At 69.4% G+C, this 14102-nt stretch carries 20 protein-coding genes; 4 read left to right on the forward strand and 16 right to left on the reverse strand.

Annotated features, from left to right (window positions below; genetic code table 11):
- Positions 1-109 precede the first annotated feature (109 nt).
- The 3 genes from SGRAN_RS03690 to SGRAN_RS03700 are packed head-to-tail and all read left to right on the forward strand — an operon-like array spanning position 110 to position 2780.
- Positions 110-778: a Tim44/TimA family putative adaptor protein gene (locus SGRAN_RS03690; RefSeq protein ID WP_082737060.1), complete on the forward strand. Its 669-nt coding sequence runs from the start codon at positions 110-112 to the stop codon at positions 776-778.
- Between the two features lie 59 nt (positions 779-837).
- Positions 838-2199, forward strand: a complete 1362-nt coding sequence (gene mltA / locus SGRAN_RS03695; protein WP_311880615.1) for a murein transglycosylase A — start codon at positions 838-840, stop codon at positions 2197-2199.
- Between the two features lie 5 nt (positions 2200-2204).
- A complete protein-coding gene (locus SGRAN_RS03700) occupies positions 2205-2780 on the forward strand; it encodes a Smr/MutS family protein (protein ID WP_067180653.1) in 576 nt (191 codons plus the stop codon).
- Positions 2781-2782: 2 nt separating this feature from the next.
- On the opposite strand, the gene dapE is transcribed toward SGRAN_RS03700, so the two are convergent.
- Positions 2783-3916: a succinyl-diaminopimelate desuccinylase gene (dapE, locus tag SGRAN_RS03705; protein WP_404950396.1), complete on the reverse strand. Its 1134-nt coding sequence runs from the start codon at positions 3914-3916 to the stop codon at positions 2783-2785.
- A gap of 120 nt (positions 3917-4036) precedes the next feature.
- On the opposite strand from dapE, the gene SGRAN_RS03710 reads away from it, so the two are divergent.
- Positions 4037-4504, forward strand: a complete 468-nt coding sequence (locus tag SGRAN_RS03710; protein WP_067180656.1) for a cupin domain-containing protein — start codon at positions 4037-4039, stop codon at positions 4502-4504.
- A 24-nt stretch (positions 4505-4528) separates the two neighbouring features.
- Here SGRAN_RS03710 and SGRAN_RS03715 read toward each other — a convergent pair whose 3' ends face one another.
- The 15 genes from SGRAN_RS03715 to SGRAN_RS23285 all read right to left on the reverse strand — a co-directional run bounded on the left by SGRAN_RS03715 (position 4529) and on the right by SGRAN_RS23285 (position 14100).
- Positions 4529-5200, reverse strand: a complete 672-nt coding sequence (locus SGRAN_RS03715; RefSeq protein WP_067180659.1) for a glutathione S-transferase family protein — start codon at positions 5198-5200, stop codon at positions 4529-4531.
- 124 nt (positions 5201-5324) lie between these two features.
- Positions 5325-5966, reverse strand: coding sequence for a ribosome biogenesis GTP-binding protein YihA/YsxC (gene yihA, locus SGRAN_RS03720; protein ID WP_067180662.1), 642 nt, complete (start codon positions 5964-5966; stop codon positions 5325-5327).
- The gene (yidC, locus tag SGRAN_RS03725; RefSeq protein WP_067180665.1) at positions 5963-7711 is read right to left on the reverse strand and encodes a membrane protein insertase YidC; all 1749 of its coding nucleotides are present in this window, start codon (positions 7709-7711) and stop codon (positions 5963-5965) included. Before yidC ends, yihA begins: the two co-directional genes overlap by 4 nt.
- Positions 7712-7758: 47 nt before the next feature.
- Positions 7759-7971 carry a membrane protein insertion efficiency factor YidD gene (gene yidD, locus SGRAN_RS03730; protein WP_067180668.1) on the reverse strand — a complete coding sequence of 71 codons (213 nt, stop codon included), beginning with the start codon at positions 7969-7971 and terminating at the stop codon, positions 7759-7761.
- 111 nt (positions 7972-8082) lie between these two features.
- Positions 8083-8421 carry a ribonuclease P protein component gene (gene rnpA, locus SGRAN_RS03735; RefSeq protein ID WP_067180671.1) on the reverse strand — a complete coding sequence of 113 codons (339 nt, stop codon included), beginning with the start codon at positions 8419-8421 and terminating at the stop codon, positions 8083-8085.
- A gap of 41 nt (positions 8422-8462) precedes the next feature.
- Complete coding sequence (rpmH, locus tag SGRAN_RS03740; RefSeq protein ID WP_003046693.1) at positions 8463-8597, reverse strand: 50S ribosomal protein L34; 135 nt, start codon at positions 8595-8597, stop codon at positions 8463-8465.
- Between the two features lie 101 nt (positions 8598-8698).
- Positions 8699-9007 carry a hypothetical protein gene (locus SGRAN_RS03745; RefSeq protein ID WP_067110582.1) on the reverse strand — a complete coding sequence of 103 codons (309 nt, stop codon included), beginning with the start codon at positions 9005-9007 and terminating at the stop codon, positions 8699-8701.
- 93 nt (positions 9008-9100) lie between these two features.
- Positions 9101-9901, reverse strand: coding sequence for an alpha/beta hydrolase (locus tag SGRAN_RS03750; protein ID WP_067180674.1), 801 nt, complete (start codon positions 9899-9901; stop codon positions 9101-9103).
- 83 nt (positions 9902-9984) lie between these two features.
- Positions 9985-10449 carry an SRPBCC domain-containing protein gene (locus SGRAN_RS03755; RefSeq protein WP_067110577.1) on the reverse strand — a complete coding sequence of 155 codons (465 nt, stop codon included), beginning with the start codon at positions 10447-10449 and terminating at the stop codon, positions 9985-9987.
- A 19-nt stretch (positions 10450-10468) separates the two neighbouring features.
- A complete protein-coding gene (locus SGRAN_RS03760; protein WP_210434195.1) occupies positions 10469-11122 on the reverse strand; it encodes a glutathione S-transferase family protein in 654 nt (217 codons plus the stop codon).
- Positions 11122-11586: a hypothetical protein gene (locus SGRAN_RS03765; protein ID WP_067180677.1), complete on the reverse strand. Its 465-nt coding sequence runs from the start codon at positions 11584-11586 to the stop codon at positions 11122-11124. Before SGRAN_RS03765 ends, SGRAN_RS03760 begins: the two co-directional genes overlap by 1 nt.
- Positions 11583-12074 carry a VOC family protein gene (locus tag SGRAN_RS03770; protein ID WP_067180680.1) on the reverse strand — a complete coding sequence of 164 codons (492 nt, stop codon included), beginning with the start codon at positions 12072-12074 and terminating at the stop codon, positions 11583-11585. Before SGRAN_RS03770 ends, SGRAN_RS03765 begins: the two co-directional genes overlap by 4 nt.
- On the reverse strand, positions 12071-12496 hold the full coding sequence (locus SGRAN_RS03775; RefSeq protein ID WP_067180683.1) for a VOC family protein: 426 nt from the start codon (positions 12494-12496) through the stop codon (positions 12071-12073). The genes SGRAN_RS03770 and SGRAN_RS03775 overlap by 4 nt, the downstream gene beginning before the upstream one ends.
- Positions 12497-12547: 51 nt before the next feature.
- Complete coding sequence (locus SGRAN_RS03780; RefSeq protein WP_067180686.1) at positions 12548-13345, reverse strand: VOC family protein; 798 nt, start codon at positions 13343-13345, stop codon at positions 12548-12550.
- 35 nt (positions 13346-13380) lie between these two features.
- Positions 13381-14100, reverse strand: a complete 720-nt coding sequence (locus SGRAN_RS23285) for a DUF1428 domain-containing protein (RefSeq protein WP_067186861.1) — start codon at positions 14098-14100, stop codon at positions 13381-13383.
- Positions 14101-14102: the final 2 nt, after the last annotated feature.

Below are 14102 nucleotides of genomic sequence, written 5' to 3' on the forward strand. Positions count from 1 at the left end.
GAATCGTTGACCTGCCGCGCGGCTGCGGCCATGGAGATTTGAAACATGGCGGCGTATCGCCTATGTTGGAATCGAGACTTTCCCCACCGTCCGCATCGGATATCTGCCTGTGACCGCTTTTTCGATCGTCCTGCTCGCCATGATCGCCGCCTTTCTGGGCATGCGGCTCTATTCGGTCCTCGGCAAGCGCACGGGGCATGAACAGGAGCCGGTGCTGCCGCGTCGCGACGAGCGCACGGCGCGCGCGCCCGTGCGCCTCGACGAAAGCGACGCGCAGACCGCGCCGCAGCCGGGCGCGCCGGCGACCTCGGGCCTCGTCTACGAACCCGCGGCCGAAGCGGGGCTGCGCGCGCTGCTCGCCGCCGATCGGAATTTCGACGCCGGGCGCTTCATGGAGGGTGCCGAGGCGGCGTATCGCATGATCCTCGAGGCCTATTGGGCGGGCGACCGCGACACGCTGCGCGACCTGTGCGACGATGACAGTTACGAAGCCTTCGTCGCGGCGATCGATGCGCGTGCGGCGCGGGGCGAAACGCTGGAGAACCGCCTGATCGGCATCGATTCGGCGAAGATCACCGCGGTCGAGATGAACCGCAGCGAGGCGCGCATCACGGTGCGCTATCAGGCCGACATCAGCGCCGTCACGCGCGACGCCGACGGGCGGATGATCGCCGGTTCGATGAGCGACGCGGCGCAGACGAACGATCTGTGGACCTTCCGCCGCGCGATCGGCGCCAGCGATCCCAACTGGCTGCTCGACGAAGCCGAGGCGGCCTGACCCGCATGCCGCGCGACGGGCGGGGGGCAGGCGACGGGACGGCTGCCGTCCGGACCGCCGTGCGTGCGAAGCGTGGGAAAAGCCATCGACCGAGGGTATCGCGTATCGGCCGCTATGCGTTGCTCGCCGCGCTGCCGCTGCTGTCGGCCTGCGCGTCGGTGATTCCCGAGGCCGGCGGCGCACGCCCCGGCACCGCGCCGCCATCCGCTCCGCCGACAGCGCCACAGCCGCCGCCCGCGCCGAGCGGGCCGACGCGCCCCTATCAGCCGCGCCCGTCGACGCCCCCCGGCGCCGCCGCCAAGCCGATCCCCGCGACGCCGCGCCCGCCGCTCGCCGCGCTGGCGGTGCCGGCGACCGCGACAACCGCCGCCGAGGCGGGCGTCGTGCTGGGCCCCGAATATACCGAACTGGGCATCGCGCCCGACCAGGCGACCGCCGCGCTCAAGGCCTTCCGCCTGAGCTGCCCCTCGGTGCAGCGCCGTGCCGACGCGAGCGGCCTCACGCAGAATGGCGAATGGACCGAAAGCTGCCAGGCCGCCGCGGGCTGGCCCGACCGCGACGCCGGCAATTTCTTCAGCCGCTATTTCGGCACCGTGCAGATCGGCGCGGGCACCGCCTTCGTCACCGGCTATTTCGAGCCCGAGATCGCGGCATCGCGCGACCGGCGTCCGGGCTATGACGTGCCGATCTATCGCCGCCCGCCCGATCTGATCGACGTCGATCTCGGTCTCTTTTCCGACGCGCTGCAGGGAAGGAAGATCCGCGGCCGCGTCGACGGCAACGCCTTCGTTCCCTATTACGACCGCACGGCGATCGAGCGCGGCGCGCTGGGCGGACGCGGGCTCGAAATCGCCTGGGCGGCCGACGCCGCCGAATTCTTCTTCCTGCAGGTGCAGGGATCGGGGCGGCTGCGCCTGCCCGACGGGTCGATCATGCGCATCGGTTATGACAGCCAGAACGGGCGCGACTATGTCGGCATCGGCAAGCTGCTGCTCGACCGCGGCGAGCTTCAGCCGGGGCAGGCGTCGATGCAGGGCATCCTCGATTATCTGCGCGCCGATCCGGTGCGCGGCGCCGCGGTGATGAACGAGAATCCGAGCTGGGTCTTCTTTCGCGAACTGACCGGCCCCGGCCCGCTGGGCGCGCTCGGCGTGCCGGTGACGGGGCGCAGCAGCGTCGCCGCCGATCCCAAATATGTGCCGCTCGGTGCTCCCGTTATCCTGTCGCTCGACCGGGCCGAACCGAATGGGCTGTGGATCGCGCAGGACACCGGCGGCGCGATCAAGGGCGCCAACCGCTTCGACAGCTTCTGGGGCGCGGGCGATCAGGCGCGCGCGATCGCGGGCGGCATGGCGGCGCGCGGATCGGCGCTGATCCTGCTGCCGCGCGCCGCCGTGGCGCGGCTGACCGCGCGGCGCTGACCGCGATGCCGCGGCGGCTCGCCCCGGAGGAAAGCGCGCTCTGGAAAAAGGTCGCCGCGACGGTCGAACCGCTCCGCAAGTCGGTCCCTTCGCTCGAACCCAAGGCCCCGCCCGCCGTCCGGCCGCCGAAGCCGGCGCCGCGGAGCGCCGCGCCGCCGGCCGCGCGGGCTCCCTCGCCGTCGCCGTTGCCGCCGCTGCGCCGCACCCACGCCGCGGCGACGCTCGACAGCCATTGGGACCGGCGGTTGCGCAAGGGGCAGGTCCGCCCCGACAGCAGCATCGACCTCCACGGCCATAGCCTCGCCTCGGCGCAGGCGCTGCTCGACACGGCGATCGGCCACGCCCTGCAGCGCGGCGCGCGGGTGCTGCTCGTCGTTGCGGGGCGGATGCGGCCGGGCGCCGACCGCCTGCCGCAGATGCATGGCGGGCCGCGCCCGCGCGGCGCGATCCGCGCCTCGCTCGCCGACTGGCTCGCCGCCTCGCCGCACGCCGACCGGATCGTCGCGCTGCGCCCCGCGCACGTCAGCCACGGCGGGGCGGGCGCGGTGTATGTGATCCTGCGCCGGGGGCGCGAGGGATAGAGTCAGGCGCCGAACGCGCGCGTCAATATGCCGCGATAGATGGCGGCGAGCGTTTGCAGATCCGCGACCGCGACCGCTTCGTCGAGCTTGTGCATCGTCGCGTTGATAAGGCCGAATTCGACCACCGGGCAGAGCGTGTGGAGAAAGCGCGCGTCGGAGGTGCCGCCGGTGGTCGACAATTCTGGCGTCAGGCCCGTTTCGGCGTGGATCGCGTCGGAAACCAGCGCCGACAGCGCGCCCGGCGGGGTCAGGAAGGCCTCGCCCGAGATCTTGCCGACGACCTTGGCATTCGGTTCGACATCCTGCGCGATGCGTTCGACCATCTGGATCAACTCGGCGCCGCGCTGCTGGTCGTTGAAGCGGATCGACAGCCGCGCCCGCGCCGAGGCGGGAATGACGTTGGTCGCGCCGTTGCCGACCTCGATATCGGTGAATTCGATGTTCGAGCGCTGGAACCAGCGCGTGCCCTCGTCGAGCGTCACCGTGTCGATGGCGGCGAGGATGCGCACCAGTTTCGGGATCGGATTGTCGGCGAGGTGTGGATAGGCGACGTGCCCCTGCGTCCCCGGCACGTCGATCCAGATGTTGACCGAGCCGCGCCGCCCGATCTTCACCATGTCGCCGAGCCGCTGCATCGAGGTCGGCTCGCCGACGACGATCAGGTCGGGTTTCAGCGCGCGCGCGTCCATATGCTCGATCAGCGCGCGGGTGCCGAAGACCGCCGGGCCTTCTTCGTCGCCGGTGACGATCAGGCTGATCGTGCCCGCTTCGGGCGGGGTCGCCGCCGCCGCAGCGACGAAGGCGGCGATCGCCCCCTTCATGTCGACCGCGCCGCGGCCGTAGAGCAGGTCGCCGCGGACCTGCGGGTCGAAGGCGTCGCCGGTCCAGCCGATGCCGGGCGGCACGACGTCGAGATGCCCGGCAAAGCCGAAATGCCGCGGCCCCGCGCCCTTGCGGACGGCGAGCAGATTCTCGACCGGCCCGTCGGGCTCGATCCCGTCGATGAAGCGCTCGACCGTGAAGCCGAGCGGCGCGAGCGCCGCTTCGAGCACGTCGAACACGGCGCCGGTGGCGGGGGTCACGCTGGGCGCGGCGATCAGCGCTTTGGCGAGGTCGACGGGGTCGATGGTCATCATCGCCGGCTTTTAGCCGTTCGGGCGGAGCGAAGTCGAGACACCAATCGTCGGGCGCGCCTTGCCGGGGAGCATCTCGACTTCGCGCGGCGCGGGCGGCAAGAAGGGGGCAGGAGGACCGCCATGCCCAAGCTCGACCTCGACGCGATCCCGCAGACCAACGCGACCGGCTATCCCGCGCCCTACGATGCGCCCGTCCAGGGCCGCTGGTATCGCCGCCTCGCGCCGCCCACGGGGCTCACCGATTTCGTCGCGAGCCACGTCGTGCTGAAACCCGGCGCCTGGTCGTCGCAGCGCCACTGGCACGACGGCGAGGACGAGATGCTGGTGATGATCGCCGGCGAGGCGGTGCTCGTCGAGGACGACGGCCGCTGGCCGATGCGGCCGGGCGATATCGCCGTGTGGCCCAAGGGCAGCACCAACGGCCACCATCTGATCAACGAATCGGACGCCGACTGCGTGTTCGTCGCGCTGGGCGGCGGCAAGCGGTGCGACACCGGCGGCGGCTATTCAGACATCGACATGCTGTTTACGCCCGACGGCTATTTCCACAAGGACGGGACGCCCTATCCGACGAAGCGCATCCCCTGATTCGCCGGGGGACCGCGACGGGCGTCAGCCCTCCGCCGGCCCCTCGAACTGTTCGATCACCCAATCCTCGGCCTGCGCGCCGCCGATCCATTCCTGCATGTGCGGGTGGCTGACCACCGCCTGGCAATAGGGAACGGCGAAGCGCGGTAGCGGGATCGAATAGGTGATGAGGCGCGTCACCACCGGCGCGAACATCATGTCGGCCGCCGACCATTCGCCGAACAGATAATCGCCCTCGCCGCCGAAGCGCGCGCGGGCCTCGGCCCAAATCTGCATGATGCGCACGACGTCGGCCTGCACCTCGGGCAGCAGGTCGGCGGAGGGGTAGATGCGGCGGATGTTCATGCTGTGATGGCGGCGCAGCGCCGCGAAGCCCGAGTGCATTTCGGCCGCCATCGACCGCGCCATCGCGCGCGCCGCCCAATCCTCCGGCCAATAGCCGCGCGCGCCATCGGTCTTTTCATTGAGATAGTCGATGATCGCCAGACTGTCCCAGACGACGATGTCCGCGCCGTCCCACAGGATCGGCACCTTGCCGCCCGACGGCGCAAACTCGTCGCCCTCGCGGCGGTTCGACCAATCCTCGTCATAGAGCGGGACGTTGACTTCCTCGAATGCGAGGCCGCTCTGCCGCACCGCCAGCCAGCCGCGCAGGCTCCAGCTCGAATAGGCCTTGTTGCCGATGACCAGTTTCATGCGTCACTCTCATTCCCGGCCCGCTTGCGGGAGGGGTTAGGGATGGGGCGAGCCGCAGGCGAGCGGCGGCGGTTGCAGCCTTCATGCCCACCCCCGACCCCTCCCGCAAGCGGGAGGGGGGAATTTATGACTCCACCGCCTCCAGCACCGCGGTGCGCAGGTCGGCGATTCCCATGCCCTTTTCGCTGCTCGTCACGATTACCTCCGGATGCGCGGCGGGGTGTTTGCGCGCCTCGGCCTCGGTCGCGGCGTGGACGGCGGCAAGGTCGCTCGCCTTCACCTTGTCGGCCTTGGTGAGGACGAGGCGATAGCTGACCGCCGCGACGTCGAGCATCGCCAGCACCTCGCGGTCGACGTCCTTGATGCCGTGGCGGCTGTCGATCAGCACCAGTGTGCGCTTGAGCACCGCGCGACCGCGCAGATAGTCGTTGACCAGGAAGCGCCATTTCCGGACCACGTCCTTAGGCGCCTTGGCGAAACCGTAACCGGGCATGTCGACGAGGCGGAAGGCCAGCGGGCTGCCGACGTCGAAATAGTTGAGTTCCTGCGTCCGCCCTGGCGTCACCGAGGTGCGTGCAAGGCCGTTCCGTCCCGTCAGCGCGTTGAGCAGCGACGACTTGCCGACGTTCGAGCGGCCCGCAAAGGCGATCTCGGGCACGCCCGGCGCCGGCAGATGCTGGAGCGCGGGCGCCGATTTCAGGAAGGCGATCGGACCCGCGAACAGCTTGCGCGCGCGTTCGCTCCTGTCGTCGGCACCATCCGTCACTTCGCCACCGCGGTCCTGAGCTGCGGGAACTTGCGATACATCCACTGCTGCTGCGCGATCGACAGCACGTTGTTGGTGATCCAGTAGAGCAGCAGCCCCGCCGCGAAAGGCGCCATGATGAACATGAACAGCCACGGCATGATCTTGAACACCTGCTGCTGCACCGGGTCGGTCGCCTGCGGGTTCAGGCGGAACTGCAGGAACATGGTGATGCCCAGCATCAGCGCGAGCGGCCCGAGCGCCAGCAGCGACGGCGGGGTGAAGGGCAGCAGGCCGAACAGGTTCAGGAAATGCAGCGGGTCGGGCGCCGACAGATCCTTGATCCACAGCGCGAAGGGCTGGTGCCGCATCTCGATCGTCAGCATCAGCACCTTGTAGAGCGCATAGAAGATCGGAATCTGGATGACGATCGGCAGGCAGCCGGCGAGCGGATTGATCTTCTCGTCCTTGTAGAGCTTCATCAGCTCCTGCTGCATCTTCGGCTTGTCGTCCTTGAAGCGCTCCTGCAGCGCCTTCATCTTCGGCTGGACGAGGCGCATCTGCGCCATCGAGTGGAACTGGCGCTGAGCGATCGGGAACATCGCGCCGCGGATGATCAGGGTCAGCACCATGATCGCGACGCCGAAATTGCCGATCTGGCGGAACAGCCAGTCGAGCAGCTTGAAGATCGGCACCGCGAAGAATTCGAACCAGCCCCAGTCGATCGCGTTCGACAGGCGGGTGATGCCCTGGTCGTCCTGATAGGCCGACAGCGTCCGCACCTCTTTCGCGCCGGCGAAGATACGGCTGGTCGTCGTGACCTGGGTGCCGGGGGCGATCTGGCGGAAATCGCGTGCGAACAGGGTCTGGTAATTGTCGGGCGCGGGGGCGCTCATCGACGCGGTGACGCGCTCGCCCTTTGCCGGGATGATCGCGGCGAGCCAATATTTGTCGGTGAAGCCGAGCCACGCCGCCGAATCATATTTGACCGCGCCGTCCTTATCGAGGTCCTTGTAGTCGACGTCGAACACCGACTTGCCGCCCAGATAGCCGGTCGGGCCGACGTGGATCGTCCAGCTATCCTGTTCGTGCGGGTCGGTCGGCTTGCCGAGGCGGTCGATCAGCGCATAGCTGCTGACCGTCACCGGCGCGGCGCCGGTGTTGGCGATCGTCTGTTTCGCGGTGATCAGATAATTGGCGTCGATGCTGTATTCGATGCGGAAGGTTTGGCCGGTCGGGTTCGCCCAGTTCAGCGTCACCGGCGTTGTCGGGGTCAGCTTCGCGCCCGACGCGGTCCACACGCTTGCGGGGCCGGGAACCTCGATCCCCTGCGCCGACCAGCCGACGCTCGCGAAATAGGCAGCCTTGGTGTTCGCCGGCGCGAACAGGCGCACCGGCGGCGCATTCTTCTCGATCGTCTGGCGGTAGCGGGTCAGCGTGATGTCGTCGATGCGCGCGCCGACGAGGTTGATCGAACCCGACAGTGCCGGGGTCTCGATCGCCACGCGGTTGTCCGCGGCGAGCGCCGCCTCGACCGGGACGGTCGCCTTGGCGGTGGGCGCGACCTGCGCCGGGGGCGTGGGCAGGCCGCTTGGCTGACCCTGCGGCGTCGCGGCGGGCGCGCCGTTCGCGTCGGTCCCGGCGACCGTGGTGGTCACGTCGGGTTTGGCGGGGGTCGGGAAGAATTTCTCCGCGACGAAGTTCCAGCCCAGCAGGATGGCGACCGACAGTAAAATCGCCGCGATCAGGTTCCGCTTGTCATCCACGCTTTTCGGTCTCTCTTCATCTCAACAAATGTCGGGAAATGCCTGTCTCATGGCACCGGGTCGTAACCGTGTCCGCCCCAAGGGTGGCAGCGCAATAGCCGCTTTGTCGCCAGCCAGCCACCCTTGATCGCACCGTGACGCTTCAGCGCGATGATCGCATATTCGCTGCACGACGGCGCATAGCGGCACGTCGGCGGCAGGATGCGCGACGGACCGAGCTGCCAGCCGCGCGCGATCAGGATCAGCAGCCGGGCGATCATGCGGAACGCCCCGGAAACCGCCGAACTTCACGCGCGATTCGCATGTTCGATACGGGCAGGGCCATGCTCATGCCGAAATATTATGCCAGCGAAGCAATGCAGGACAGCCTCTCATTGCGCCAGCTTCTTCGCGGCGCGCTTCAGCGCCGAATCGAGGTGTCCGGCCAGCTCGGCGAAGGCGATGGCGTTGCCGCCGGGGCGACCGATCAGCACATGGTCGGCGCCCGCGATCCCCGATTCGGGCAGGGCGGCGCGGGCGAGGGCGCGCAGGCGGCGCTTCATCCGGTTGCGCACGACCGCGTTGCCGACCTTCTTGCTGACCGTGAAGCCGATACCCGGCGCGTCGTCGCCGTCGCCGCGCGGGCGGACGAGCAGGACGAAGCCGGGCATGGGAAAGCGAAGGCCGCGATTCGCGGCCAGAAACTCGCTGCGTCTGGAGAGCGTTCGCACCAGCCCAGATCCTTCCAGGCTCGGCGGCGAAGCGACGGCGCTTAGGCCGACAGCTTCTTGCGGCCGCGGGCGCGGCGGGCGGCGAGGACCTTGCGGCCGCCGACGGTGGCCTTGCGGGCGCGGAAGCCGTGGCGGCGCTTGCGCACGAGGCGGCTCGGTTGATAGGTGCGCTTCATCGCGAAATCCCCAAAATCTCTTCAATCGTTGCAACGAAAAAGGGCCGCCAAACGCGGGCGGCCGCCAGTGGGGGCGCGGATAGGCGAGAGTCGGCGCAAAGTCAATCGCCATCGAGCCGGTCGAGCGCGGCGCGCGCGCGCCGCCGCGCCGCGCTGACCCGCCGCATCAGCCGGTCGGCCCAGTCGCCGTAGCGCGGGTGGCGCATCTTGAACCGGACATAGCGGCGCTTTGCCCACAGGCTGTTCTGCAGCGCGAGCATCAGCCCGATCGGGAAGAGGATGACGAAGCCGGGACCGGGCAGCGGCCCGATCAGCGCCGCGACGATCATCAGCAGCACGCCGGTCACGAACAGCGCGTAGCGCACCTGCGCATTCGCCCGCAACCGCTGGTAGAGATTCGGCTTCGCCATGCCCGGCGATGTGGGAAGGCGGGCGGCGTGTTGCAAGGATAGGGCACGTCGGCCGGGTGCGCCGACACGACGGCTCGCTATGCGGCGGCGGGGTCAGTCGAGCGCGACGAAGCGGGCCATGTCGGCGCGCGTCAGGGTGCGGACGGTGTCGAACGGCGTGCTGTTGGTCAGCGCATAGAAGGCGCGCGCCCTGGCATCGTCCATCCCCAGTTCGCGATAGAGCCCCAGATATTCGGCGTGGACGGGATCGTCGGCGGGATAGTCGTTCGCCTCGCGCCCTTCTTCGTCGATCCAGCTGTGGACGCCGAATTCGGCGTCGGGCGCGGCGCGGCGGACGGCGCCGGCGAGCCACAGTTCGACCGCGCCCGAGCGCACCGATCCGCCGCTCGGCACGACGGTTTCCAGCCCCGCGCGACGGATCGCGCGGGCGAGGATCAGGTTCGCCTCTTCGTCGAGGCTGCCGGGGCAGTCGATCATCTCGATTCGCCGCAGCGCCGGAAAGGCCGCGAGCATCGCCGCGAACTGGCGCGGCGTCGCCGCGGTGACGTCGCCCGCCATGCGCGCGGTGCCGGCGTCGACCACCGCGAAGGGACCGAAGCGCGCCTTCGCGGGACCGAGGGTCGCGAGCGTCGCGGCGGGCGCATAACGCCGCGTCGCGCCGAGGTCGGTCGCATCGGCGAGCGCCGCATCGTCGAGCAGCGCCGCGTCTTCGTCGAGGGCGGTCCGGTCGAGAATGGCGGCCGGACCGTCCACCTCTTCATAGGTCCAGTCGATCGTGGTGGTGATGGTCACCACCGTCTGCGCCTGCGCGGGGGCGAAGGCGAGCGCCGCCGCCAGCAGGGCGACGATCGCGGAACGCAGCAGCGCGGGCGGCAAGGCGGGCGGGCGGATCATAACGCCGCTCTCGCGCGCGGGCGCCTACCAGAGCGTCAAGCCATGCGGTCAGCGCGGCGTTAACCGCGTTTCGGGACGTTCCGTCAGGCGGCTTCGCACAGCGCCTTGAGCTGTTCGGCGACGACGGTCCAGCCAGCGGTGAAGCCCATGTCCTGATGCTGCTGGCGCGCCTCATCGCTCCAGTGGCGCGCCCAGCCGGTGAAGCGGGTGCCGGCGCCGTCGGGCGCGATCTCCCAGCCGCCGATCATGAACGGATCGCGCGGCGCGATGCGGCCGTCGGCGCCGCGCACCACCGCATCGGTGGTCACGAAGCGCACCCCCGGCACGACCTCGAGGAACAGGCCGTCGGTCGGCTGCACTTCGCCGTCGGGGCCGCGCATCGTCATCGCGCAGCGTCCGCCGGGGCGCAGGTCGACGTCGTCGAGCGTGACGGTCCACGGCTTCGGACACCACCATTCGGCCATCCGCTCGGTCATCACCCGCCAGACCGCGTCGGGCGGCGCGGCGATGCGGATCGAGATCGACAGTTCGCGGGGATCGTCGGACATGCTGTTTCTCCTTTGCGGGTCAGTCGCGATCGGGGGCGCCGAGCGGGAAGAAGGGGCGATAGGGCCGCGCATCCTCGACGCAGCGGCGGACCGACGGATGCGCGAGCAGCCGCGCGCGATAGGCGCGCAGATTGGCGTAGGCGGGCGCGATTTCGTGCACCCAGTCGGCATAGAAGAGCGAGGGCGCCGCCGCGCAATCGGCGAGGGTGAAGCCGTAGGGGGTCGCCCAGCCGCCGCCGGCCAACTCGGTATCGAGCCAGCGGTAGACGGTCTCGAGCGACTCCTTCGCCTTGTCGACGATGATCTGGAGATGATGTTCCGGCCCGCGCAGCGCGTCGGCCACCACCTCCTGCATCGGGGTCATCACATGATTGTCGAACACCCGGTCGAGCAGCCGGACGCGCAGCGCCGCGTCGCGGTCCGCCGGGATCAGGCGCGGCTCGGGGGCGAGCGCGTCGAGATGCTCGATGATGATGGAAGCCTCGAACAGTGCGGTGTCGCCGTCGACGAGCAGCGGGAACTTGCCGACCGGCCAGCGCGCGCGCAACTCGTCGCCATGCTGCGGCGTGTCGGGGCCGATCACGCGGTAATCGAAGGGAAGCTCCTTCTCGTAGAGCGCGATCAGCGCCTTCCACGTGTAGGAGGAGAAGGGGTGGCCGTAATAGATCAGCATCAGCGGGCCTCCGGACGCGCGAACAGCCATGCGAGCGGCAGTCCGACGAAAAAGATGTGGGGGAAGAGCGCGACCGCGCCCTTGAACAGGTCGGCGGGTGGAAAGGGCGTGCCGAAGCGCAGCGGCAGCACGATGCCGTTCATCACGCCATAGAGGATCAGGCCATAGACAAGGCCGACCCATCCCCACGGCCAGCGGCGCAGCCCCGCCCAATGGCGCGCGAGCAGGACGAAGGCCGCGACCATCGCGCCCATGATCGCATAGTGGGTGACGAGGCCGAGCAGCGCGCCGCCGAGACCCCAGTCGCCCGCGGCGTCGCCGAACGGCCCCTTGGCGACCCCGCGCAGCATGCCGCCGACGGTGCCGCCCGCCGACAGGCTCCAGAGCGCGGCATAGACGATATCGAGCGTGCCGCAGAGCAGCCAGGCGGACAGGGGCGAGGGGGAGAGGCGGCGGCGCGTCACCCCGGCTCCCCCCGCACCGCGGTCTCAATCGCCGCGACGTCGATCTTCTTCATCGTCATCATCGCCTCGAACGCGCGTTTCGCCGCCGCCTTGTCGTCGCCCATCACGGCATCGGTCAGGGCGCGCGGGGTGATCTGCCAGTTGAGGCCCCATTTGTCCTTGCACCAGCCGCACATGCTTTCCTGGCCGCCGTTGCCGACGATCGCGTTCCAGTAGCGGTCGGTTTCCTCCTGCGTCCCGGTATGGATCTGGAAGGAAAAAGCCTCGCTGTGCGGAAAGGCGGGGCCGCCGTTGAGGCCGACGCACGGGATGCCGAGCACGGTGAAATCGACGGTCAGCACGTCGCCCTCTCTGCCGCTCGGGTTGTCGCCGGGGGCGCGGTGGACCGCGCCGACGCGGCTGTCGGGGAAGGTGGCGGCATAGAAAGCCGCGGCCTCCTCGGCATCCTTATCGTACCACAGGCACAGCGTGACGGGATCGCGGGTCATCCTTCCTCTCCTTGCAGCGGGGTGCCGAGCGACCAGAGGTGGCCGAACGGGTCGCGCACCTGCGCATAGCGGTCGCCCCAGAACATGTTTTCGGGCGCCATCACGCTTTCGGCGCCGGCGGCAACGGCGCGGTCGTACCAGATGTCGGTGTCGTCGACCTGCAGGTGCAGCACGACGCTGGCCGGCGCGGGTGCCGGACCGCCCGTATATTCGGGGAAATCGTCGTGGATCATCAGCGAGGCGCCGTTGAGATGCAGGTGTGCGTGCATCAGCCGCACGCCGTCGTCGGCGGGGACGCGCACGACCTCGCTCGCGCCGAAGGCGGCGGTGTAGAAGGTGATCGCTTCGACCGCGCGCCTGTCGCGGATCGTCAGGTGCGGGGTCAGGCCGCCGGTCGGCGCCTGGTTGGCGGGGATGGTCATGGTTTCTCTCCTCTTCCAACGCCCCTCCCCTTCGGGGGAGGGACTTGTCTGTCAGCGCCGCGGCCCCACCAGCCCGAAGGCGGCGCCCTGCGGGTCGATGCCGTTCATCGCATATTCGCCGCCGGGGATTTCCATCGGGCCGTTGGTCACCGTGCCGCCGGCCGCCGCGACCGCCGCCGCGGCGCGGTCGATGTCGTCGACCCCGATGTAGAAGGTCCAGGCCGGCGCCGGGGTTTCGGGCATCAGCGGCATTACCGCGCCGATGCCGACGTCGCCGACCTGGAGGAAGCGGTAGGCGTCCAGCGCGCCCATATCCATCGCACCTTCCTGACCCCAGCCGAAATGCCTGCGGTAGAAGGCGATCGCGGCGTCGGGATCGCTCGTCATCAGTTCGTTCCAGCGGACATGCTGCGCCTCGGTGACCGAGAAGGCGTCGCTGTCCATGTCCTCCTGCCCCGCGGGCGGGATCGGGTTCATGACGTAGAAGGGCGCGCCCTGCGGGTCCGCCAGCATCGCGATGCGCCCGACGGGCAGGTCGGTCGGCGGCATGTGGACGCTGCCGCCGTCGGCCCCGATCGCCGCGACCGTGGCGTCGACATCGGGGGTATAGAGATAGCCGAGCCACGCCGGCCGCGCGCCGCCCGCCAGCATGTCGGCGTTCAGCGCCAGCACGCCGCCGGCCTGGCCGCCGTCGCTGCGGCCGATCATGCGATAATCGACGCCGCCGGCCGCGGGGTCGCCGTGCGCCGCGATCGTCCAGCCGACCACAGCGCCATAAAAGCGCGCTGCGCCGTCGGGGTCGCTCGTCATCAGCTCGTACCAGATGAAGCTGCCCTTGGGATTCGTCATCGTCCTTCTCCTTGTGCGTCCCGGCGGTGGGGATGTCAGGCGTCGACGATCGGGACGAAGCCGCCATAGATCATGCGCGCGCCGTCGAAGCTCTGATCGTTCGGATCGTGCCGCATCCGCTCGTCGGCCATGACCTTTTCCCAGCCTGCGACGCGCGCCGCCTTGTCGGGCCATTCGATCCAGCTGAAGGCGGGGGTCTCGCCGGGCTTTGCATGCGTCGCGCGCCGATAGTCGGTGACCTTGCCGTCGGGCACGTCGTCGCCCCAGCATTCGAGGACGCGCGTCGCGCCATGATCGAGGAAGACGAGCGAAGCCCGGGCGGCGAGCGCGCGATAGGCCTCCTTATTGGCGTCGGGCACCGCGAATACGAAGCCGTCGGTATAACCCATCGATCCGCCGAGCCCTTCCTCGACGATCGGCGCGAAGCCGCCGACGATCATGCGCTGGCCGTCGCCTGGCATGTCGGTGCCCATCTCCGCCATGCGCGGATCGGTGCGAATCTTCTCGTTCGCGGCGTCGCGCGTCGCGCGGTCGGGATATTCGAACCAGCTGAAGACGACCGTCTCCCCGTCCTTCGCCTGCACCGCGGTGCGGAAGTCGTTGAGCTTGCCGACGGGGATGTCGTCGCCCCAGCATTCGACGTGGCGACGCACGCCGAACTCCTTGAAAAGCGGCACCGATCGGGCGGCAAGGTCGCGATATTTGTCCTGCTCGGCGGTCGGGACCGCGAGCACGAAGCCTTCGACATAGGTCATCA

It is taken from the genome of Sphingopyxis granuli (assembly GCF_001559015.1).
Taxonomy (GTDB): domain Bacteria; phylum Pseudomonadota; class Alphaproteobacteria; order Sphingomonadales; family Sphingomonadaceae; genus Sphingopyxis; species Sphingopyxis granuli.

What these genes read in the sequence shown, in the direction of transcription:
- SGRAN_RS03760 (WP_210434195.1), bottom strand. Translation starts at nt 11,122, where the DNA reads ATGCTGATCTATTACGGCCACCCCTTCTCCTCCTACACGTGGAAGGCG.
- SGRAN_RS23285 (WP_067186861.1), bottom strand. Translation starts at nt 14,100, where the DNA reads ATGACCTATGTCGAAGGCTTCGTGCTCGCGGTCCCGACCGCCGAGCAG.
- rpmH (WP_003046693.1), bottom strand. Translation starts at nt 8,597, where the DNA reads ATGAAGCGCACCTATCAACCGAGCCGCCTCGTGCGCAAGCGCCGCCAC.
- SGRAN_RS03745 (WP_067110582.1), bottom strand. Translation starts at nt 9,007, where the DNA reads ATGGCGAAGCCGAATCTCTACCAGCGGTTGCGGGCGAATGCGCAGGTG.
- SGRAN_RS03750 (WP_067180674.1), bottom strand. Translation starts at nt 9,901, where the DNA reads ATGATCCGCCCGCCCGCCTTGCCGCCCGCGCTGCTGCGTTCCGCGATC.
- SGRAN_RS03710 (WP_067180656.1), top strand. Translation starts at nt 4,037, where the DNA reads ATGCCCAAGCTCGACCTCGACGCGATCCCGCAGACCAACGCGACCGGC.
- SGRAN_RS03715 (WP_067180659.1), bottom strand. Translation starts at nt 5,200, where the DNA reads ATGAAACTGGTCATCGGCAACAAGGCCTATTCGAGCTGGAGCCTGCGC.
- dapE (WP_404950396.1), bottom strand. Translation starts at nt 3,916, where the DNA reads ATGATGACCATCGACCCCGTCGACCTCGCCAAAGCGCTGATCGCCGCG.
- SGRAN_RS03755 (WP_067110577.1), bottom strand. Translation starts at nt 10,449, where the DNA reads ATGTCCGACGATCCCCGCGAACTGTCGATCTCGATCCGCATCGCCGCG.
- SGRAN_RS03780 (WP_067180686.1), bottom strand. Translation starts at nt 13,345, where the DNA reads ATGACGAATCCCAAGGGCAGCTTCATCTGGTACGAGCTGATGACGAGC.
- SGRAN_RS03700 (WP_067180653.1), top strand. Translation starts at nt 2,205, where the DNA reads ATGCCGCGGCGGCTCGCCCCGGAGGAAAGCGCGCTCTGGAAAAAGGTC.
- SGRAN_RS03775 (WP_067180683.1), bottom strand. Translation starts at nt 12,496, where the DNA reads ATGACCATCCCCGCCAACCAGGCGCCGACCGGCGGCCTGACCCCGCAC.
- SGRAN_RS03770 (WP_067180680.1), bottom strand. Translation starts at nt 12,074, where the DNA reads ATGACCCGCGATCCCGTCACGCTGTGCCTGTGGTACGATAAGGATGCC.
- yidD (WP_067180668.1), bottom strand. Translation starts at nt 7,971, where the DNA reads ATGATCGCCCGGCTGCTGATCCTGATCGCGCGCGGCTGGCAGCTCGGT.